Origin of the sequence: Sphingomonas sp. R647 (genome assembly GCF_020177055.1) — a bacterium.
GTDB lineage: Bacteria > Pseudomonadota > Alphaproteobacteria > Sphingomonadales > Sphingomonadaceae > Sphingomonas.
This window is the reverse complement of sequence record NZ_JAIQXT010000008.1, coordinates 56325-76507: the sequence shown is the minus strand read 5'-3', so window position 1 is coordinate 76507 and position 20183 is coordinate 56325. Positions and strand designations below refer to the sequence as shown.

The following is a 20183-nucleotide window of genomic DNA, read 5'->3' as shown; positions in this document are numbered from 1 at the left end:
CTGTAAGCCAACCCCTCTGTAGCCGCTGCGTGCCACCCTTGCCCCTTGCCTCCCGGGCACGCCTTTCCGCCTGTCGCGGCGCGCCATCGCACGCCCCGGACCCATGATGGCCGACGATAAAGGTTACCCTGTTAACCGCTGGCCTATCGCAAGCAGTCCGGGTTTTCAATGCCTGAACTCGGGATTTCGCGGTAATTTGCCCCACTAGGCGCCACATCTTACCGCCGTTTTCACTTCATTCGTTAAGTGGGCACCTTCTGTTCCAAGGGGCTGGCAAAGCAATCTGGGGGAATCCGCCGCCGCTCGGGCAGGGCAGGCGGACAGTGGCGACAATTCCCGGAAATTCCCGCGACACGACACGGAGTCGCACGCGCACGGCGCTCATTCCCCGGCGGCGGGGTCTGGCGTCAGATCGGGATCGGGGCTCTCGGCGGTGCGCGGCGCGATGCCAAGCTCGGCGATCGGCTCGTCCTTGGGTTCGGCGGCGCTGTTGGTCACCATGCCTTCGGTCATGTTGGCAACCACTTCAGGCTTTGGCGCGCCTTCTGCGAGGACCGGGGCCTCGTCCCGCGCCGATGAAAACACTGCGCTCGCCACGCCGATCAGCAGGAGGACGGTGGCAAGCCCCGTCAGTCCGACGCGGACCCGCTGCATACTGGATTGAGGATCGCTGGGCATCGACTTCATAAGCTGTGGCATAAATGTAACGCCTTAACAGCCGATTGTCGAACCCCGATTTTGCAGTTGCGTTAGCTTCGATCAAGCCACTCGGGCACTTGCAGCCCCTTGAGTCGCAGCCACTCCGGATTGTACAGCGTTGAAAGATAACGGAATCCCGTATCGCACAGGATCGTCACGACCCGCGCCCCCGGCCCCAATTCGCGCCCCAGAGCCACCGCGCCGGCGACATTGATCCCCGACGACAGCCCCAGGCACAGCCCTTCCTCGGCGAGCAGGCGACGCACCCACTCCATCCCCTCATCGTCGCCGATGCGGAACTGTGTATCGATCGGCGCCCCCTCAAGGTTCGCGGTGATCCGCCCCTGCCCGATCCCCTCGGCCACCGACGACCCTTCGGCCTTGAGCTCGCCATGTGCGTAATAGTTGTACAGCGCCGCGCCATGCGGGTCCGACAGCGCAATGCGGACCTTCTCGTCCTTTTCCTTGAGGCCAAGGCCAACCCCCGCGATCGTCCCGCCGGTCCCGGCGGCACAGGTAAAGCCGTCGATCCGCCCCTCCATCTGGGCCCAGATTTCCTCGGCGGTCCCGACGATATGCGCGCGGCGATTGGCGATATTGTCGAACTGGTTCGCCCAGATCGCGTTCGGCGTCTCCTCGGCGATGCGCCGCGACGTGTGCACGAAATGCCCGGGGTTCGAATAGGGCGCGGCCGGCACCAGCACCAGCTCCGCGCCCAGAGCGCGCAGCGTGTCCATCTTCTCGCGGCTCTGCGTCTCCGGCATGACGATGATCGTCTTGTAGCCCTTGGCATTGGCGACCAGCGCGAGGCCAATGCCGGTATTCCCCGCCGTTCCCTCGACGATCGTCCCGCCCGGCTGGAGCAGGCCCGTCGCCTCGGCATCCTCGACGATGAACAGCGCCGCGCGATCCTTCACGCTCGCGCCGGGATTGGCGAATTCGCACTTGCCGAAAATGTCGCACCCGGCGGCCTCGCTCGGCCCTTTCAGCCGGACGAGCGGGGTGTTGCCGATCAGCGCGATGGTATCCTGTGCAACCTTCATGGCCGGAACATAGGCACTGCCCCCGCCGCCCCGCAAGCAAGCGAAACTATGCGGGCACCGCCACACGCTTGCCTCGCCCTCCCGCTGACGCCGCTGGAATGCTAAGGGCCACGCCGTGTCGCACCCCGCTCCACCCCGCAAGGCCAGCTTCGCGCCGGTCACCGACGCCCGCACCCGCGTGCTCGTCTGCGGCAGCCTGCCCGGCGACCGCAGCCTCGCCGCGCGGCAATATTACGCGCACCCGCAGAACCAGTTCTGGCGCCTGATCGCCGCCGTCATCGCGCGCGACGACCTCCCCACCCTGCCCTACGAAGCCCGCCTCGCCGCCCTGCGCGACGCCCGCATCGGCCTGTGGGACGCGGTCGCCAGCGCCACGCGACCGGGCAGCAGCGACGCTGCCATCGCGCAGGCCGAACCCAACGACCTCGCCACCCTCGCCGCCACCCTGCCCGACCTGCGCGCCATCGCCTTCAACGGCGCGACCGCCCACCGGCTCGGCCTGCGCCAGCTCGGCACACAGGCATCGCCCTGGACGATCCTCGCCCTCCCTTCCTCCAGCCCGCTCCACACCGTCGGCCTACCTGCCAAGCTCCCCCCCTGGCTTGCGCTGCGCCCCTTTCTCACCTGACGCCCCGGTTGCAAAAGCCTTGCCGCGCCAGCAAAGGTACGCGCGGTTCGGGCAGGGGAAACAGATGAGCAGCGACAACCGCGTATCCTTCGCGCCCGGCACCGACCGGAGCGCCGCGGTAACCGCGGCGATTGGCATCCTGCGCCGCGACGGCGTGGTGGTGCTCGACGACCTGATCGACCCTGCGCTCCTCGCCACCTGCAGCGCCGAGATCACCGCGCGTCACCCCGACATGGCAGAGCCCGACCGCAGCAAATATTTCGGCCCCTATGTCGGCCGCCACACGATCCCGCTGCTGGTCGATGGCGCGCTCGCCGATCCCGCGATCCTGCTGCCCAAGCCCGTCGCACACATTGCAACCGAGTTGCTTGCCGAAGCATTCAAGGTCGACTCGGTCGGCCTGCTCGTCGCAGTCCCCGGCGCGCCCAATCAGACCGCGCACCGAGACGCCTGGCTCTATCCGCGCGAAGGGCTCGACCGCCTCCTGCCCCCCTTCGCCCTAGCCTTTGCCGTCCCACTCGTCACCATGGACGAAACCAGCGGCCGCACCGCCTTCTGGCGCGGCAGCCACCGCTCCGGCGCGACCAACGCGCCCGACACCCCGCACGACCTCGCCCCCATCGTCCATCCGGGCAGCGCGATCCTGTGGGACTATCGCATCTACCATACCGGCCTCGCCAATCACGGCACCACCCCGCGCCCGGTGCTCTTCACCGCACTCAGCCGCGAATGGTGGGTCGAAATCGAACCGCCCGAAGCGACGAACTATCGCAAGCTCAAAGTCTCGCAGGAGGTTTTTGCGGGGTGGAAACCACGCTGGCAGGCGCGGTTCAGCCGGGCGGATATTCTCGAGCGCTGACGCGCGCCGGTTGCATCTTGCGGCCGCCATTTCTATCCGGGCGTCGGCACACCGGTCCGTGCGGTCTTACAAGGTATGCGTGTGAACGTCCGTATCGATCAATGGGTTGTCGTGAGCCCGGCAGTTTTCGCCGCCTCGCTCGACGAGAGTGCGGTCCTGCTCGACATTCAGTCTGGCCGTTATTTCGAATTCGATTCCATCGGGTCCGACATCTGGACCCGCATTGCGCAGCCGCGTCAGGTGGATGCGCTGTGTGCCGATCTCACGACGGCCTATGATGCTCCGCTCGACCGGATCCAATCGAGCGTGCTGACCTTCCTGACGCACCTCGCGGAAAAAGGGCTGATCGAGGTACGGGACGCATGACCGCGCCGTGGCACGGCGCCGCATGACGATGCACCGCTACCACGTCGGCGGATGGAGTGTCCGCTCCCCGCGCCCGCTGCCCTATCTGGCCCCCGATGTCGGTCCTGAGCGACCGGACCCGATCGAGATCACCTTCGGCGCATTCGATCCGCCCGCCGCTCCGACCCGGACGGTCGGCCCGTTCACGATCCATGGCCCCGACCTGATCGACCTCCACCCGCCGGGCGGCTCACGGCTGCGCATCCGCGACGGGCGCGCGATCATTGTCGCGGACGACGACCACCTCAGCGCAGCGGAAGTCCACACCTTCCTGTTCGGCCCGGCCTTTACGATGCTGGCGCATCAGCGCGGCCGCCCACCGCTTCATGCCGGTGCCGTGTCGCTCGACGGGCGCACCATCGGCATCGCCGGCAATAGCGGGGCCGGCAAATCGACCATGGTTCACGCGCTGGTCCAGCGCGGTGCCCGGCTGCTCAGCGACGATCAGCTGCTGATCGACCCCGCCTCCCGCCTCGCCTACCCCGCCTATCCCTCCGCCAAGCTCTGGGCGGCCAGTGCCGAACAGCTCGCGGTGCCGACCGACGACGACGCGCGGGTCAAGGATGGCTTCGACAAGTTCCACATCGACCTCGGCACCAGCTTCCTCGATGCTCCGCAACCGCTCGACCTGCTGCTCGTGCTCGCCCCGACGCCTGAGCTGACCGCACCCGAAGCGCGCCGCTTCACCCGAGGCGAAGCAACCGCCGTGCTCTCCCGCCTGACCCATTATGGGGAGGTCGCCAGCGCCGCCGGGCGCGGTGGCGCGATGCTGCAACACGCCGCCGCCATCGCCGCGCAGGTACCGGTCTATCGCGTCGCCCGCCCAATGGACTTCGACCAGTTCGATGCGCTGATCGACCTCGTCCTCAGCCTGGGCGGCGAGGGATGACCGCGATCTGCGGCATCTGGAACCGCGACGGGCGAACCGATGCCGCGCAGGACGTTGCCCGCATGCGCCGCGCGCTACTGCCCTATGGCAATGACCGAGCGGGCACGTGGGACGATGGCGCGATCGCACTCGGCATCGGCATCGCCCGGCTGTTGCCGGAGGACCGCTTCGACCGCCAGCCGCTCGCCGCGCGCGACCGCTTCCACCTCGTCGCCGACCTGCGTCTCGACAACCGCGCCGAGCTTGGCGAAGCACTCGGCCTGATCGAGCGGCTGCCCACCCTCGCCGACGCCGACCTGTTGCTGGCAGCATGGGAGCGCTGGGACACAGACACCCCCGACCGGCTGATCGGCGACTTCGCCTTTGCACTGTGGGACGCTGAGCATCGCCGTTTGCATCTGGTCCGCGATATCCTCGGCAACCGCCCGCTCTTCTACCACACGAGCAACGACCGGTTCGCATTCGCGACCATGGCAAAGGGGCTCCACGCCCTCCCCGACATTCCGGTCGCGCCCGATCCGTTCACGCTGATGGACTGTATCGCGCTCGCCCCCCGCCGCGGCCCGCGCAGCTTCTTCGCCGATATCAACCGCGTCGAACCGGGCCAGCGCGTCACCGTCCACGCCGACGGCCGGATCGAAGCCGTCGGCTGGTACGACTGGGACACCCCCCGCGACCCCGGCCTGCGCAGCGACGACGATTTCGTCCAAGCCCTGCGCGCGACCTTCGACACCGCCGTCGCCGCCTGCCTGCGCAGCGACGATCCGGTCGGCAGCCATCTCAGCGGCGGGATGGACAGCAGCGCCGTCACCGCCGCCGCCGCGCTCCAACTCGCCCAGCGCAACCAGCGCCTCTCCGCCTACACCCATATCCCGCTCGCCGGCGCACGCCTCGATCATTGGGGCGACCGCACGCTCGACGAAGGCCCGCTCGCCGCCCTGCTCGCCGCGCGTCACGCCAATATCGATCACGTCCGCGTCGACGCCGCCGACCGCCAGATCGGCGACGACATGGACACCCAGTTCCACGCCGCCGAATACCCCCCCTTCAACCTGTGCAACCAGGTCTGGATGACCGAAATCTGCCGCCAGATGCAGCAGCGGCGCGAACGCGTGATGCTGGTCGGCATCATGGGCAACGCCACGATCAGCCAGCAGGGGGTCGAACGGCTGCCCCTCCTCGCCACCACCGGCGCCTGGCCCACCCTGATCCGTGAGGGCATCGCGCTCCACCGGCGCGGGTGGACGGCGCAGCGCGTCGCCTCCTCCGCGATCGGCGCACTGCTCCCCCCGCACCTGCTCGATGCGCTCCGCCGCCGGTTCCGCGGCAAGAGCCCCCCGCGCGACCTGCTCGCCTATGCCGCGCTCAACCCCGCGCTGGTCGAAAACCCCGACTATCGCGCGCATCTGGAACAGCTCGGCCACGGCCTGCATTTGCCCAGCCCGCGCAGCCCGCGCGCCCTCGCCGTCAGCATCCTGCGCCACACCGACGTGATGGGCCTGACCGCCAAGGGTCAGCTCGCCCGCTTCGGCGTCGATCAGCGCGATCCCACCGGCGACCGCCGCGTGATCGACCTCACCCTCGCCATTCCGCCGCATCTGCTGCTGCGCGATGGCCAGACGCGGTGGATCTATCACCGCGCCTTCGCCGACCGGATCCCGCCCGAAATCCGCAGCCAGGCGGGCAAGGGGCTACAGGGTGCCGACTGGCCGACCCGGCTCGAACAGGCGCGCGGCACGCTCACCGCCGAGCTCGACCGCGCCAGTCCCACCGCCGAAACCATGCTCGCCGTGCCGGCCCTGCGCGCGCTTGCCGCCGCCGATACCGGCACCGGCCGGGTCACCGACGCCCAGCGTTATGACCAGCGGATCAAGCTTTTGCGCGGCACCTCGGTCGCGCACTTCATCCGCAAGGCGCAACGCCGCAACGACTGAACCGCGCGGTACGCCTTCATGTCGCCGCGCGGTCGTTGACCATAATGGGTGTTCGTGTAGGGACTGAATAACGCAACGACTGGAGTTCTGTAATGTCCGAAGCCACCGCCAAACCCGATGCGCCGACCGCTCCACTCGTCTGGGCCGATCCCGTCTGCACCGAATATGCCGTCGAAACGCTGACTGCTGCCTTCAATGGCGGTGCGGGCGATGGGAACACCGGATCGTAATATTGCTGCCGTCAGACGGCATTAGAGCCACTGAATTACACAGGACTGGAGAATCCCAATGTCTGACCATGTAACCGCACCGCGCGAGGTCAAAACCCATGACGCCCGCACCGCATGGGCTGATCCGACCTGCACCGAATATGCGGTCGAGGAACTGACCCAGGCCGGCGGCCCGGGTGTGACCGACGCCGGCTTCCTGTCCTGATTTCTGGCGGTCGCGCGGAGTAGCGCGCCGCCGCCTTTGTCTTCGCAATCGCGCCGCCCGGCACCCGGGTCGGCGCGATTTTGCGAACGGCGAGTAGGCAGCGTTCAAATTCGCACTGGGTATAAGCCCGGATGCGGATGAAACATGATATTGTAACGATGCGACGCAATATGCGTTGAGCGTCTGTTATCCGTTATATCTTGACCCCTGATGCTGCGTACGCAAAGGAAAGTGCCGCTATGAACATGCGTCTCCTCCCCGCCGCCGCGGTCGCGCTGCTCGCGCTCTCCGCCTGTAACCAAGAACCAGAAGTGCTCAGCGAGCGCGCACCCGACCCGATGGAATCGCAACTCGCGAACGCCGCTCCGGTCGAACTGCCGCCGGCGATCAAGGCGACCGTCTCGATGCGCTGCCAGCCCGGCAATGCGCTCGTGTTCGTCGAGTTCTTCGACCGCGACAAGCTGGTCACCGTCGCCACCGAAAAGGGCGGCCCCAAGACCCGCCTGACCGCGCCGGAAGCTGGCCAGCCCTTCACCGCCGACGGCGGCTGGAAGCTGACCGGCACCCCGACCGCAGCGACGGTCGAAGTTCCGGGCAAGGGCACGCTCAGCTGCAAGGGCTGATCGTTCCGACCACCAATCCAACAAAAGAGCCGGTCGACACCGGCTCTTTTTTTGCCCGCAGCCGACCCGGCCCGTTGCGCTCCCCCCGCCGCTGCGTCACGCTGTCCCCGGGGGCCGGAGAGGAGCAGACGGCGTGGCAACGATTGCGGTCTACAGCCTGAAGGGCGGCGTCGGCAAAACCTCGCTGGCGGTCAACCTTGCTTGGTGCGCCGCCACCCGCTCGGCCCGCCGCACCTTGCTCTGGGATCTCGACCCACAGGCTGCATCAACCTTCCTGCTCGGCGGCGCTGGCGGCAAGGCGGTGGCGCAATCAGTGTTCAGCAAGGATGTCGAACCGGCCAAGCTCATTCAGCCGACCGCCATCGACCGCCTCGACCTATTGGGGGCCGACGCCTCGCTCCGCGGCCTCGACCTGCTGTTCCACGAGCTCGACAAGAAGAAGCGGCTGGCGAAATTGCTCGCCCAGCTCGGCGGCGCCTATGACCGCGTGATCCTCGACTGCCCGCCGGGCCTCACCGAAACCAGCGAGCAGGTGATGCGCGCCGCCGACCTGATCATCGTACCCGTCATCCCCTCCCCACTGTCCGAACGCGCGCTGGACGAGGTCGAACGGCACCTCGGCGGCAAGGCCAAGGTGCCACTGATGCCGGTCCATTCGATGGTCGACCGCCGTCGCCGCCTCCATGCCGAGGCGCTGGAGCGCAATCCCGACTGGCCGGTGATCCCGATGGCCAGCATGATCGAATCGATGGCGGTGCGCCGCGCTCCGCTCGGCGCCTTTGCCCCGCGCAGCCCCGGCGCGCGCGCCGTCGATACGCTGTGGCAGGCGATCGAGAAGCGCCTCGCCAAACCGCGCAAAGAGAAGCAATGACGCGGCACACCGCCCGCGCCAGCGATCTCGACCCCGATCTGGTGCTGCGCGCCTATGCGATGGGCGTATTCCCGATGTCGGAGCATCGCGACGACCCCAGCGTCTTCTGGGTCGAGCCACGCCAGCGCGCTGTCCTCCCGCTCGACGGCTTCCACCTCTCCCGCTCGCTGCGCAAGACGCTTGCCAGCGACCGCTTCCGGCTCACCGCCGACACCGCGTTCGAACGCATGATCGCGCTGTGTGCCGAAAGCGCGCCCGACCGGCCCGATACCTGGATCAACCCGGCGATCGAGCGGGTGTTCGTCGCGCTCCACCGGCGCGGCTTTGCTCACTCGATCGAATGCTGGGACGGCGACCGCCTCGTCGGCGGCCTCTACGGCCTCGCGCTAGGCCGCGCCTTCTTCGGCGAAAGCATGGTCAGCCGCGCGCGCGACGCGTCAAAGGTCGCGATCGCCGCACTGGTCGCGCGGTTGCGCGTCGGTGGCTTCACCCTGCTCGACTGCCAGTTCATGACCGACCACCTCGCCTCGTTGGGCGCCGTGGAGATCCCGCGCGACCGTTACCTGTCGTTGCTGTCGGCTTCGCTCGGCGAAGGTGCTGCAGGGCTTGCCGCCGGAGCCGGGGGCGCTGCCTCGGTGTCCGCCGATTTCGGCGCGCTCGACCGCCTGGCCGCATCCGCAGCGCCACCGCCCACCACCTCGCCTCCGGTATCGGGGAAGGTCATCGCACAGCTTTTGACCCACACGTCATAGATCGGGTGCTGCACGACATTGAACGCCGGGCGCTCCTTGTACAGCCAGCCTGAAAAAGCGCGGGTGAACTTGCCGTCGGTGCCGCGAATATCGACCTGCGCGAACGCCCCGGTCAGCTGATCGGTCTCCCACGGCGCAGTCTTCTCGCACGCGCGCAGCCGGACAATAACATCCCCCGCGCGCATCGCCTGCCCCGGCTTCAGCGTCATCTCACGCGCCGCGCCGTTGCGCTTGTTGAGCAGGCCCAGCACCGCGACCCGCTCGCCCATCGGGGTCACGCCCGTGATCGAAGCGGTCGGCCCGGCATCAACCGCGACAACCTCCGCCCCGGCCGCCGCGCCAGCAGCCTTGGGCTGAACCTCGACCGTATCGACGGCGTCGGCCTTGTTCTGCGCCGGTTTGCCCCCGCACGCCGCAAGCGCGATCGGCGCCAGCAACAGCGCGGCAGTCCGGGCGCGGCGCATCAGGCGCCGGGTGTCCAGGCTTCGTAATCGCCGGTCGCACCGACCCGGTGCCCGCCCTTTTCCATCGCACCGGGCGGGCGATAGGCAAGCGCACTACCGGTCAGATTGGGCAGCGCAGGCTGTTCCCACACCCGCACCGGCGGCAGCGCGCGGTCGGGTACATCGTCGATCTGATGGTGCAGCCAGCTGAACCATTCGGGCGGCACGCGGCTCGAATCATTCGACCCCTTGTACATCACCCAGCGGCGCGTTCGGCCATGCATGTCCGCCCCGCCCTGATAATACAGGTTGCCGAGCGCGTCCTCGCCGACCTGCTCCTTGCCGCGCAGCCCGACCCAGGTGCCAAAGGTGGATCCGTTCCACCAGGTGAAGATGTTCGCGAAGATACCCATGGCCTGCGCTTTACGCCGCCCCGCGCGGCTGGGCAACGGGGGATAAAGCGCTCTGCGGCAATGTCCGTCAGGACCGACAGCGCCTTAGCGGCATTTTTCGACCGTGTCCGAACGGGCATAAATCACGGTAACGCCATCTCGCGCCACGATCTCGAACCGTCCGCCATAGTCTTCCGGGGTGCGCAGTTTCCGGTAGCTGCTGCCAAGCTCGGGGAGCAGCGTCCAAAAATACCCGACGCCATTCTGCCGAACGAAAGCATATTCCCCGGCGGCGCTTGGCTCCAGACCCAGCGCCGGTGTCACCGCCAGCCGGTACCCAGTCTTGTCTGGCTCGGCCAAATATTGAAACGTGCGTGCTCCCGGCTCAACGATGCGGATCCCGTCCCGTTCGATAACGAGGGGCGGCGCACCCTTTGCCGTGTAGCACCCCATCACCGTCTCCGGCGATATGGGTTGGGGCTCAAGAAAAGCGACACCAAGGATCACCAGCACCGCCAAGGGAGCGAAGATGATCCCAGCTCCGATAGCCAAATGCTTGCGGTCGATATGGTCGAAAAATCCGCTCGTCGCTGCTCGCATCATGAAAACCGTCGCAAGGCTGGCGGCATCTTTACCAGCGCACCTTGTCCCCCGGCGATATCCCCAGCTCCGCCGCGCGCCCGCCATTGAGCTCCAGCACCGCCGCCACGGGCTCGCCCGAGCGCACCGGCTCCTCCGTAAACGGCAACGTATTCTCGGCGATCGTCGCGATCGTCCCGTCCGCGCGGATGAAGATGATGTCGAGCGGGCTCGGCGTATCCTTCATCCAGAAACTCGCCTCGCGCGGGGGGCCGCCCTCGGGCGGATAGGGCGCGAACAGCATCCCGCCCTCAGCCGGGATACCGGTGCTGAACATCAATCCCTTCTTCTGCTCCTCCGGCGTGCGCGCCACATCGACCTTGAACACATGCCGATTCGCGCCGGATTCGATCGTCACCGTCGCCTGCTTGGCCTCCGCCTGCGCCGCCGCATCGCTATCTTGTCCGGAACAGCCGGGCAGCAGCAGCGCCGCGCCCAGCGCCAGCATCACTGCGCGGTCAGGCCGGCTCCACGACGACCGCAAGCGGGCCTTTTTCACCTTCGACGATGCGCGCACGCAACGGCTGATCGGGTTCGACGTCATAAATCTCCGCACGGCGCAGGGTTTCCATATGCACGAATATATCGGCCGAATCGGCGTCACGCACCAGAAAGCCATAGCCCTTGAGGCGATTGAACCATTTGACGATCACCGGTTCGAACGGTCCGGCCTCCTCGATCAGCTTGATCCGGTCGATCCGGTCGCCCGCGCCGGGCCGCAGCCGCATCGGCTCGACCGCATCGGTCAGGTCGATCGACAGGATATCCTTTGCCTGAAGTCCCCGGTCACGCTGCACCACGGAACATTCGACCCGCGCCCCTTCGGGCAGGCTGCGGCGACCATGCGGCTGCAGGACCGAAAAGTGGATCAGGATATCGCCCGCATCGGCATCATCGGCGACGATGAACCCAAACCCGCGGGTCACGTCGAACCATTTGACGGTGCCCCAGTGGCTCTCGTCTGCGGTCTCTGGGACGAGCACGGGAACCGAGGCCGGTTCATCCAGCTCCCCCTCCAGGCTCGACACACGCTGCAGGTCGGCTCGCATTACACTATTTCCCCCTGACCGCAGATGTTAACACAGCATTTCCGGAAGGCGCGAATCCTTTGTGATTATCGGTCGTCGAGCAGAAAATCCGGGTCATCCCCCGGTTTCATCCGCGCAATCTGCCACGCGATCCCCGGGGAGTGCCCCGCGCGCACCATTGCCGCCACCTGTTTGGCCATGCGATCGCGATCGGCGGGCTCGGCGGCAAAGGGGCCGATTCGTTTGCGCCGGGCAAAATCGATCGCGCTCTGCCCAACCCGCGCATCGACCTGCGGCGCGATCGCCTCGACATCATCTGCCTCCACCCCGGCATAGCGCAACGCCTCCCCCACCCGGCGCGCACCCAGCCCCCGGCGCGCCATCGCCGCGGCCTTGCTCTCGGCATAGAGCCGGTCGTTGACATAGCCGAGTTCGGCGAAGCGTTCGGCGATCTCGGCCGGGTCCGGCGGGGTCCCGTCAAACCCGCGTTCGCGGATCTTGCGGGTCAGATAGGCGGCCAGTTTCCCCCGCGTCGTGGCAAACCGCTCGACATAACGCAGCGCCAGCCGATCCAGCGCGGAGCGGTCCAAAGGCGGGACAGGGCGGCGTGTGGGGCGCATGCGCCTTGTTTGTGCCACACTGACAACCGAATTTGAACGACAGTGCGTAGCAGAGCCGCCTGCATTTCTGGTGTGGGGCCTATCGTCGATGACGGGCGGGTGGCCTGACACGTCAGGGGGCACGGATTTTAGGATATGGCTTTGGACGTCAAGGATCAGGTCGAAACCACGGGCGTGGCACTGGCACCCACCCCCACCGATTGCACGCTTCCCCGCCGACTCGCGGATTTCGCGACGCTGGGCGATGCGCTGGATTATGCCGCGCAGGGCGGACGCGGACTGAATTTCCACGATGCACGCGGCACGCTGACCCGCGCCTATCGCTACAGCGAGATGCGTGAAGACGCGCTGGCGCAGGCGCGCCGCCTGATCGCCGCAGGCGTGAAGCCGCAGGACCGGATCGCGCTGATCGCCGAAACCGGCACCGATTTCGCCTCGCTGTTCTTCGGCGTGATCTATGCCGGCGCCTGGCCCGTGCCGCTGCCGCTGCCGACCAGCTTCGGCGGCAGCCAGCATTATATCGACCAGCTCTCGGTCCAGCTCGAAAGCTGCGACCCGTCGATGCTGTTCTACCCCGTCGAACTCTCGGCGATGGCCGGTGAAGCCGCGCGCCTCAAGGGTGTCGAAGGCATCGACTGGGAAAGCTTCGCCACCCGCGAAGCCCCCGAGGCGGAACTGCCCAAGGCCGACACCAACGACATCGCCTATCTTCAGTATAGCAGCGGCTCGACCCGCTTCCCGCATGGCGTAGCGATCACCCACCATGCGCTGCTCAACAATCTGTCGGCGCACAGCCATGGGATGCTGCTGCAGGACAGCGACCGCTGCGTATCGTGGCTGCCCTGGTATCACGACATGGGGCTGGTCGGCTGCTTCCTCTCGGTCGTCGCCAATCAGGTCTCGACCGACTACCTCAAGACCGAGGATTTCGCCCGGCGCCCGCTCGCATGGCTCGACCTCATCAGCCGGAATCAGGGCACGACCCTCTCCTATTCGCCGACCTTCGGCTACGACATCTGCGCGCGCCGCATGTCCAGCCAGACCAAGGCGTCGGAGCGGTTCGACCTGTCGCGCTGGCGCGTAGCGGGCAATGGCGCCGACATGATCCGTCCCGACGTGATGCAGAGCTTCGTCGACGCGTTCGCCGATGCCGGCTTCCAGGCCAGCGCCTTCCTGCCCAGCTACGGCCTTGCCGAAGCGACGCTGGCCGTCTCGATCATGCCCCCCGGTGAGGGCATCCTGGTCGAGCTGGTCGAGGAAACCCAGCTGTCCGGCGGCGTCAATGGCGGTGACCGCCCCCAGCGCTTCCGCGCGATCGTCAACTGCGGCAAGGCGGTCAAGGACATGGAAATCCAGATCCGCGAAGAGGACGGCACCCCGCTGCCCGACCGCGCGATCGGCAAGGTGTGGTGCCGTGGCCCGAGCGTGATGGTCGGCTATTTCCGCGATCCTGAATCGACCGACGCCTGCATGAAGGACGGTTGGCTGGATACCGGCGACATGGGCTATATGTCCGACGGCTATATCTACATCGTCGGCCGGGCGAAGGACATGATCATCGTCAACGGTCGCAACCACTGGCCGCAGGACATCGAATGGGCGGTGGAACAGCTCCCCGCCTTCAAGCAAGGCGACGTTGCGGCCTTCGCGATCACCACGCCGGGCGGCGAGGAAACCCCCGCCGTGCTCGTCCAGTGCCGCACCAGCGACGACAGCGAGCGGCAAAAGCTGCGCGAGGAAATCCGTGAGCGCGTCCGCGCGGTCACCGGCATGAACTGCGTCATCGAACTGATCCCGCCGCGCACGCTGCCCCGCACCAGCTCGGGCAAGCTCAGCCGCGCCAAGGCCCGCAACCAGTATCTCAACGGCGAGATCAAGCCCTACAGCATCGCGGCGTAAGGGCAGACGCCTGCCATTTCGTCACCCCGGGCTTGACCCGGGGCCCATCTCCCGGACTGTCCACACACCGCACCGGTGCAATGCGCCGATCCGACACGAGATGGGCCCCCGCTTTCGCGGGGGTGACGACAGGGGAACGTTAGCCGCTCCCTCGACCCGCCTGATTTATTTCCCCCGCCCCCGCCGTCTCTAACCGATCGCTAACCTCCTCTCGCGTAACCTCCGCGCGTGACGAGCCAGACCACCTCCCAGTTCGCGCGGCCGCGTATCGACATGCGCGCGCTGCTCGGGCTCTATGACCCGGCGGATACGACCGATTGGGGGCCGATCCGTGCGGCCCAGATGAATGCGGGCAGCCAGCTCGCCTTGTTCATGCTCGCCGCCAACGTCCTTGGCGCAACGCTGATCGTCCTCAACTTCGCCAGCCTCGTCCCGATCTGGAAACTCGCAAGCTGGGGCGCGCTCGTCGCCGCAGTCGGCGTCGCGGTCGCCTTCCGCCGTCTCGCCGTGCGCCACCGGACCGAGCGCACTGCAACCCTGCGCGACGTGCGCGACACGATGCTCGACGGCATCGCGCTCGGCGCAGTGTGGTCGATCGCCCCCCTGTTGTTCGGCGCCTCCGCCGATGCGCAGGCGGCAAATGGCCTGTGGATCGTGCTGTCGATCCTGATGGTCGCCTCCTCGGTCGCGATGGCCGCGCTCCCGCTCGCCACGATCAGCTTCCTCGTCGTACTCGGTAGCGCCAATGCAGCCGCGCTCGCGCTCACCCAGTCGCCCGCGCTCGGCGCGGCGGCGTTGCTGTTCACCCTCCTCCTCGTCATCGCCTGTTTCGCGCGCGGCAAGGCGCTGGTCGTCATCCGCGCAGGCGAGATCGCGCTCGCCGAACGCGACGAAACCGTCAGCCTGTTGCTGCGCGAGTTTGAGGACAAGAGCGCCGACTGGCTGTGGGAGACCGACGCCCAGCGCCGCGTCTTCCGCGCCAACCCGCGCTTCGCCGTCTCGCTCGGCGTCGATCCCAAGGCGATCAACGGCATGCCCTTCCTTCAGGTGCTCGCCGGCTCGGCTTGGGAAAGCGGCAATTTCTCGCAAGGGCTGCGCGACCTCGCCGACTCGCTCAAGACGCGCGAACCCTTCCGCGACATCCTCCTCCCCGTCATCGTCGATGGCGAGGAGCGCTGGTGGGAACTCACCGGCTCGCCGCGCCTCAACGAACAGGGCGCGTTCGTCGGTTTCCGCGGCGTCGGCTCCGACGTCACCGAAGCGCGCGAATCCGCCAACCAGATCAGCCGCATGGCGCGCTACGACACGCTCACCGGCCTGCCCAACCGCCTGCTGATCAACGAAGCACTCGCGACGGCAATGGCCGAGGCCGACAAGTGGAATGCGCGCTGCGCCTTCATGATGATCGACCTCGACCGGTTCAAGGCGGTCAACGACACGCTCGGCCACCCGGTCGGCGACCGGTTGCTGATGCGCGTGTCCGAACGCCTCAAGCAGCTGATGACGCCGAACGAGATGATCGGGCGGCTCGGTGGCGACGAGTTCGCGGTCGTGGTCCGCGACGCCAATGACAGCGCCGCAGTCGAGCGGCTCGCCCGCACGATCATCGACGTCCTCTCCGCCCCGTACGACGTCGACAACCACACCCTCTACATCGGCGCCAGCGTCGGCCTCGCGGTCGGCCCACGCGACGGGCGCACGGCCGAGATGCTGATCCGCTCCGCCGACCTCGCGCTCTACCGCTCCAAGGACGCCGGCGGCGGCCATTTCCACGCCTATGAACCCCAGCTCCATGTCGAGGCCGAGGAGCGCCGCGTCCTCGAAATCGCCTTGCGCGGCGCGATCGAGAACGACCAGCTCCACCTGCTCTACCAGCCGGTGGTTCAGGCCGGCACCGGCGCGCTGATGGGGTTTGAAGCACTGCTGCGCTGGACCCACCCGGAGCTCGGCCCGATCTCCCCGGTCAAGTTCGTGCCGCTCGCCGAAGACGCCCGCCTGATCGGCGCGATCGGCGAATGGGTGCTGCGCGCCGCGTGTGTCGAGGCGGCGAAGTGGGACGACCCGATCCGCGTCGCGGTCAATGTCAGCCCCGAACAGCTCCACAATGCCGGCTTCGCCTCGTTCGTCAGAAGCGCGCTCAAGGAAAGCGGCCTCCCCCCTAGCCGCCTCGAACTCGAAGTCACCGAAAGCGTATTCATGCGCGAAGGCACCGCCGCGGTGCAGACGCTCGAGGCGATCCTCGACATGGGCGTCCGCCTCAGCCTCGACGATTTCGGCACCGGCTATTCCTCGCTCGGCTACCTGTCCCGCACCCGCTTCAGCTCCATCAAGATCGACCGCAGCTTCGTGCAGGGCGCATCCAAGGGCCAGAAAGAGGCGATCGCGATCATCCGCGCTGTCGTCGCGCTCGCCCAGAGCCTCGGCATGGCCACTACCGCCGAGGGCGTCGAGACCGAAGACGAACACCGCCTGATCCAGGCGCTCGGCTGCACCAAGGTCCAGGGCTATTACTTCGGCCGCCCCCTGCCCGTGGTCGAAGCGCGCACCCTCGCCACCCGCGACAGCCAGCACGACGCCGCCCGCGTCGCCTGACCTCCGCCACCCCGCGCAGTCTCCAGAGACCATAGCGGACACGCCATCCTGACCACGTAACATTTCCGTGTTGCATCGCAGCGCGTCCATTCTATGAGATGTTGTATCACCACACATCTTGCAGGATCACGATGCTCTCTTCCCTGTCGCTGCCGATTGCCCTCCTCATGTCGCCGACGGTCGGCGGAACCGCCGATACCGACCCTGCCGAAGCGACCGACGGTTCGAGCGACATCGTCGTTATCGGCACGCGCACCGCAGTCGATCGGACGCTGTCGTCCGACATCGCGACTGAGCGCATGTCGCAGTCGAGCCGCTCGATCGAACAGGACCTTCTGCGCGCCGCAGGCACCTACCGGCTCAGCGACGCACTCGAACTCGTCAGTGGCTTCAGCCAGCAGAATAATCGCGGCGGCGTGCTGGACAATTTCGCCATCCGCGGCTTCCTGGGGACACCCGATGGCGGGGCCGAATTCTATGTCGATGGATTCCTTGCCAATCGCGGCATGGCCCCGCCCCGCGATCCCGCCACGGTCGAGCGGATCGAAGTGCTGAAGGGACCGGCCGGCGCACTGTTCGGCGATGTTGATCCGGGTGGCCGCGTGAACATCGTGACCAAGGTGCCGCGCTTTACCTGGGGCGCCCACGCCTCCGCGATGATCGGGTCTTTCGGCACGCGCCGTTTCGAGCTGGACACCACTGGCCCGCTTTCATCGACCCTCGCGGCCAGACTCGTGGTCGCCAGCGAAACCAGCGACGGATGGCGCGACACCGTGTCGCTGACGCGCAGTGTGATCTCGCCGTCGCTGACCTGGCGGCCCAGCGATGCGCTTCGCTTCACCTATGTCGGTGAGTTTACCCGGTTCGATACGCCGTTCGATCGCGGCATCCCGGCCATCAACGGCGACGCGAATGCACTTCCGCGCTCTCGCTACTTTGGCGAACCCTCCAATGGCGACACGCTGTTCCGCAACGAACGCCACCAGCTGACGGCCGAAGCGCAATTGGGTGGCAACTGGGCGCTGTCAGGCGGCGTCGTCTGGCGCACGGGGTCGCTTCGGGGATTATCGGCGGATCAGTCGCGGATCGTCGGCACCGACCTGTGGCGGCAGCGGCGGTCGCGCGATTTCACCGTCGAAGACCTCTCCGCACGTCTGGAGCTAGTCGGCAACCTTGGATCGCATCGCGTCAGCATCGGCGCCAAGGGATATGTGCTGGACTATGGCGAGCGCTGGATGCGCCGCAATCCCAGCGCCGCCGCGCCCTATGCGATCGACCTGTTCCAACCCGTCTATGGCGCGGTCGCCGCACCGCTGCTGCCGTTCACCAACAATGACGAAAGCCGCTGGTCGGGCACGCTCTACATCCAGGACATGTGGGACGTGACCGATCGGCTGACGCTGATCGGCGGCGCCCGGCTGGACCCCTATCGCCAGCGCATCGTCAACAACAACACCGGGTTGACCGGTCGCGCCGTCGATCAGCCGGTGAACCTGCGGATGGGCGCGCGCTATCGCGTTGACGATGTCGTCGCGGTCCACGCCAATTGGGGCCAGAACTTCGTCCTCAATTCCGGCACGGATCGCAGCGGGGTCGGCTTCGCACCGGAACGCGGCGAGGGCTATGAAGTCGGCGTTACCGCCGCCTGGCCCGGCATCGACGTCGCGGTCACCTGGTTCGATATCGACAAGAAGGGGATTCTGACCACCGACCCCGTCGATCCCAATTTCCTCGCCCCGGTCGGCAATCTGCGCAGCCATGGCATTGAACTCGACACATCGGTCCGCCTGGGCCGACGCTGGCAGGGCGTCTTCAACTATGCCTGGACCCATGCCCGCGCCGACGACTCCGCCTTTGCCACGCCCGCCGTGCTCAACGTGCCCGAGCATGCCGCCACGCTGTTTATCGTGCACCGCATCCCCAGCACCATGGGCGACTGGCAGGTCAGCGGAGGCGCAGCCTATGTCGGCGATCGTGCGGCTGGGCTCGACGCCAGCGGCACGCGCCTTCCGGCCTACACCAAGTTCAAGGCCGCGATCGAGGCCCCGGTGACACGCCAACTGCGCCTGCGCTTGGAAGCGGACAACCTGTTCGACACTCGCTACGCCGCCAGCTCGTACAGCACCTTGTGGATCTATCCCGGCGCGCCGCGCACCGTCCGCGCCACGCTTCGGGTCGATATCTGACATGACCACAGCAACGTCAGGGACGCAGTTGCATCCGTCGCGCGCACGCATCGTTGCGATCGATGCGCTGCGCGGATTGGTCATCCTGCTGATGCTCGTCGATCACGCGCGCGAATTCTTCTATTACCACGCGCAGGTCAGCGACCCGATGAACCTCGCAACGACTGAGCCAGCGTTGTTCTTCACCCGCCTGACCGCGCATCTGTGCGCCCCCATCTTCGTCGCACTGACCGGGCTCAGCGCTTACCTCTACGGCGAGGCGAAGGGGGGCAAGGCCGCCGCATCCAGCTTTCTGCTGAAGCGCGGCCTGTTTTTGATCCTTCTCGAAGTCACCGTCGTCGGCTTCGCCTGGAACTTCGATTTCACGCCAGCGCGGATCTACCTTCAGGTCATCTGGGTCATCGGCCTGTCGATGATCGCCTTGGCCGCGCTCCTCCATCTGTCGCACCGCTGGCTGATCCTGCTCGGCGCGGCGATCGTGCTGGGGCACAATCTGCTCGATCCGATTACGGCAGCGCCCGGCGACTGGTATTTTATCCCGTGGGCGATCCTGCACGACCGCACGCTGATCGACCTGCCATGGGGCGGCGATCTGCGGACCTCCTACCCGCTGCTGCCATGGATCGGCATCATCATGCTTGGCTATGGCATCGGCCCGTGGTTCCGCGCCGAAGTCCCGGCCCCGACGCGCCAGGCTCGGCTAGTCGGGATTGGCGTCGCGATGCTCGCAGCGTTCGCCGTCCTGCGCACGATCAACCTCTACGGCGACCCCTCGCCATGGGTCATCGGCGAAGTGCCGCTGCGCACGATCATGAGCTTTCTCAACCTCACCAAATATCCGCCATCGGCCGATTTTGCGCTGCTGACGCTCGGGACCGGCGCGCTGGTGATGGCCGCCTTCGACCGCATGTCGTCGCGGCTGCTCGGCTGGCTGACGGTGTTCGGATCGGTCCCGCTCTTCTTCTACATCCTCCACCTCTACGGGCTCCACCTGCTCAACATCGCGCTCGGCATGGTCATCCAGCATCGCGAGGGCGTTCTCGTCAGCGTCCCCAATGTCGGCGCGATCTGGCTGGTTGCGCTCGCTGCTGCGGTCCCGTGCTGGTTCGCCTGCCGCTGGTTCGGCGCGATCAAACGGCGGAGCGGGCGCTGGTGGATGCGTTACCTGTAGCGCAATTCAGGTCGCCGGCGGCGTCGCGCAAATGGCGCGACACCCCGAAAAAACCCGCTGCTACTCAACAAAAAA

Annotated in this window: 21 protein-coding genes and 1 pseudogene; 14 read left to right on the top strand and 8 right to left on the bottom strand. The window is 66.9% G+C overall.

Annotated elements, in window-relative coordinates:
* Positions 1–381 precede the first annotated feature (381 nt).
* Together K9B35_RS18370 and K9B35_RS18365 are read right to left on the bottom strand one after the other, a co-directional pair.
* Complete coding sequence (locus K9B35_RS18370) at positions 382–654, bottom strand: hypothetical protein (RefSeq protein WP_224923452.1); 273 nt, start codon at positions 652–654, stop codon at positions 382–384.
* 95 nt (positions 655–749) lie between these two features.
* Complete coding sequence (locus tag K9B35_RS18365) at positions 750–1742, bottom strand: cysteine synthase A (protein ID WP_224923451.1); 993 nt, start codon at positions 1740–1742, stop codon at positions 750–752.
* A gap of 115 nt (positions 1743–1857) precedes the next feature.
* Here K9B35_RS18365 and K9B35_RS18360 point away from each other — a divergent pair, with 115 nt between their 5' ends.
* The 10 genes from K9B35_RS18360 (at position 1858) to aat (ending at position 9138) form a co-directional block, all read left to right on the top strand.
* On the top strand, positions 1858–2370 hold the full coding sequence (locus K9B35_RS18360) for a DNA-deoxyinosine glycosylase (RefSeq protein ID WP_224923450.1): 513 nt from the start codon (positions 1858–1860) through the stop codon (positions 2368–2370).
* Positions 2371–2434: 64 nt separating this feature from the next.
* Positions 2435–3229 (top strand): phytanoyl-CoA dioxygenase family protein, encoded by a 795-nt coding sequence (locus tag K9B35_RS18355; protein ID WP_224923449.1) that lies wholly within the window; start codon positions 2435–2437, stop codon positions 3227–3229.
* A 111-nt stretch (positions 3230–3340) separates the two neighbouring features.
* Positions 3341–3595, top strand: a complete 255-nt coding sequence (locus tag K9B35_RS18350) for a PqqD family protein (RefSeq protein WP_224923448.1) — start codon at positions 3341–3343, stop codon at positions 3593–3595.
* Between the two features lie 7 nt (positions 3596–3602).
* Positions 3603–4523: a hypothetical protein gene (locus K9B35_RS18345; RefSeq protein ID WP_224923447.1), complete on the top strand. Its 921-nt coding sequence runs from the start codon at positions 3603–3605 to the stop codon at positions 4521–4523.
* Positions 4520–6457 carry an asparagine synthetase B family protein gene (locus tag K9B35_RS18340; RefSeq protein WP_224923446.1) on the top strand — a complete coding sequence of 646 codons (1938 nt, stop codon included), beginning with the start codon at positions 4520–4522 and terminating at the stop codon, positions 6455–6457. The genes K9B35_RS18345 and K9B35_RS18340 overlap by 4 nt, the downstream gene beginning before the upstream one ends.
* Before the next feature lie 92 nt (positions 6458–6549).
* Complete coding sequence (locus K9B35_RS18335; protein WP_224923445.1) at positions 6550–6687, top strand: hypothetical protein; 138 nt, start codon at positions 6550–6552, stop codon at positions 6685–6687.
* A 58-nt stretch (positions 6688–6745) separates the two neighbouring features.
* The gene (locus K9B35_RS18330) at positions 6746–6892 is read left to right on the top strand and encodes a hypothetical protein (RefSeq protein ID WP_224923444.1); all 147 of its coding nucleotides are present in this window, start codon (positions 6746–6748) and stop codon (positions 6890–6892) included.
* A 239-nt stretch (positions 6893–7131) separates the two neighbouring features.
* On the top strand, positions 7132–7515 hold the full coding sequence (locus K9B35_RS18325; RefSeq protein WP_412103487.1) for a hypothetical protein: 384 nt from the start codon (positions 7132–7134) through the stop codon (positions 7513–7515).
* 133 nt (positions 7516–7648) lie between these two features.
* Complete coding sequence (locus tag K9B35_RS18320) at positions 7649–8386, top strand: ParA family protein (protein ID WP_224923443.1); 738 nt, start codon at positions 7649–7651, stop codon at positions 8384–8386.
* A complete protein-coding gene (aat, locus tag K9B35_RS18315) occupies positions 8383–9138 on the top strand; it encodes a leucyl/phenylalanyl-tRNA--protein transferase (protein ID WP_224923442.1) in 756 nt (251 codons plus the stop codon). The genes K9B35_RS18320 and aat overlap by 4 nt, the downstream gene beginning before the upstream one ends.
* 35 nt (positions 9139–9173) lie before the next feature.
* Here the strand turns inward: aat and K9B35_RS20225 are convergent.
* The 6 genes and pseudogenes from K9B35_RS20225 to K9B35_RS18285 all read right to left on the bottom strand — a co-directional run.
* Positions 9174–9347, bottom strand: a pseudogene (locus K9B35_RS20225) (DUF2155 domain-containing protein); the annotation flags it as partial.
* 254 nt (positions 9348–9601) lie between these two features.
* Complete coding sequence (locus K9B35_RS18305; RefSeq protein WP_224923441.1) at positions 9602–9994, bottom strand: NADH:ubiquinone oxidoreductase subunit NDUFA12; 393 nt, start codon at positions 9992–9994, stop codon at positions 9602–9604.
* Positions 9995–10078: 84 nt separating this feature from the next.
* Positions 10079–10573: a hypothetical protein gene (locus tag K9B35_RS18300; RefSeq protein WP_224923440.1), complete on the bottom strand. Its 495-nt coding sequence runs from the start codon at positions 10571–10573 to the stop codon at positions 10079–10081.
* Positions 10574–10604: 31 nt separating this feature from the next.
* Positions 10605–11060, bottom strand: a complete 456-nt coding sequence (locus K9B35_RS18295) for a DUF192 domain-containing protein (RefSeq protein ID WP_224923439.1) — start codon at positions 11058–11060, stop codon at positions 10605–10607.
* Between the two features lie 10 nt (positions 11061–11070).
* Positions 11071–11661: a cold shock domain-containing protein gene (locus tag K9B35_RS18290; protein ID WP_224923438.1), complete on the bottom strand. Its 591-nt coding sequence runs from the start codon at positions 11659–11661 to the stop codon at positions 11071–11073.
* Between the two features lie 65 nt (positions 11662–11726).
* Positions 11727–12260 carry a regulatory protein RecX gene (locus tag K9B35_RS18285; RefSeq protein ID WP_224923437.1) on the bottom strand — a complete coding sequence of 178 codons (534 nt, stop codon included), beginning with the start codon at positions 12258–12260 and terminating at the stop codon, positions 11727–11729.
* Between the two features lie 135 nt (positions 12261–12395).
* Here K9B35_RS18285 and K9B35_RS18280 point away from each other — a divergent pair, with 135 nt between their 5' ends.
* The 4 genes from K9B35_RS18280 (at position 12396) to K9B35_RS18265 (ending at position 20108) form a co-directional block, all read left to right on the top strand.
* Positions 12396–14159: a fatty acyl-AMP ligase gene (locus K9B35_RS18280; RefSeq protein ID WP_224923436.1), complete on the top strand. Its 1764-nt coding sequence runs from the start codon at positions 12396–12398 to the stop codon at positions 14157–14159.
* Between the two features lie 273 nt (positions 14160–14432).
* The gene (locus K9B35_RS18275) at positions 14433–16751 is read left to right on the top strand and encodes a putative bifunctional diguanylate cyclase/phosphodiesterase (protein ID WP_224923517.1); all 2319 of its coding nucleotides are present in this window, start codon (positions 14433–14435) and stop codon (positions 16749–16751) included.
* Positions 16752–16918: 167 nt separating this feature from the next.
* Positions 16919–18937, top strand: coding sequence for a TonB-dependent siderophore receptor (locus K9B35_RS18270; RefSeq protein ID WP_318245986.1), 2019 nt, complete (start codon positions 16919–16921; stop codon positions 18935–18937).
* A gap of 1 nt (position 18938) precedes the next feature.
* Positions 18939–20108 (top strand): DUF1624 domain-containing protein, encoded by a 1170-nt coding sequence (locus K9B35_RS18265; protein WP_224923435.1) that lies wholly within the window; start codon positions 18939–18941, stop codon positions 20106–20108.
* Positions 20109–20183: the final 75 nt, after the last annotated feature.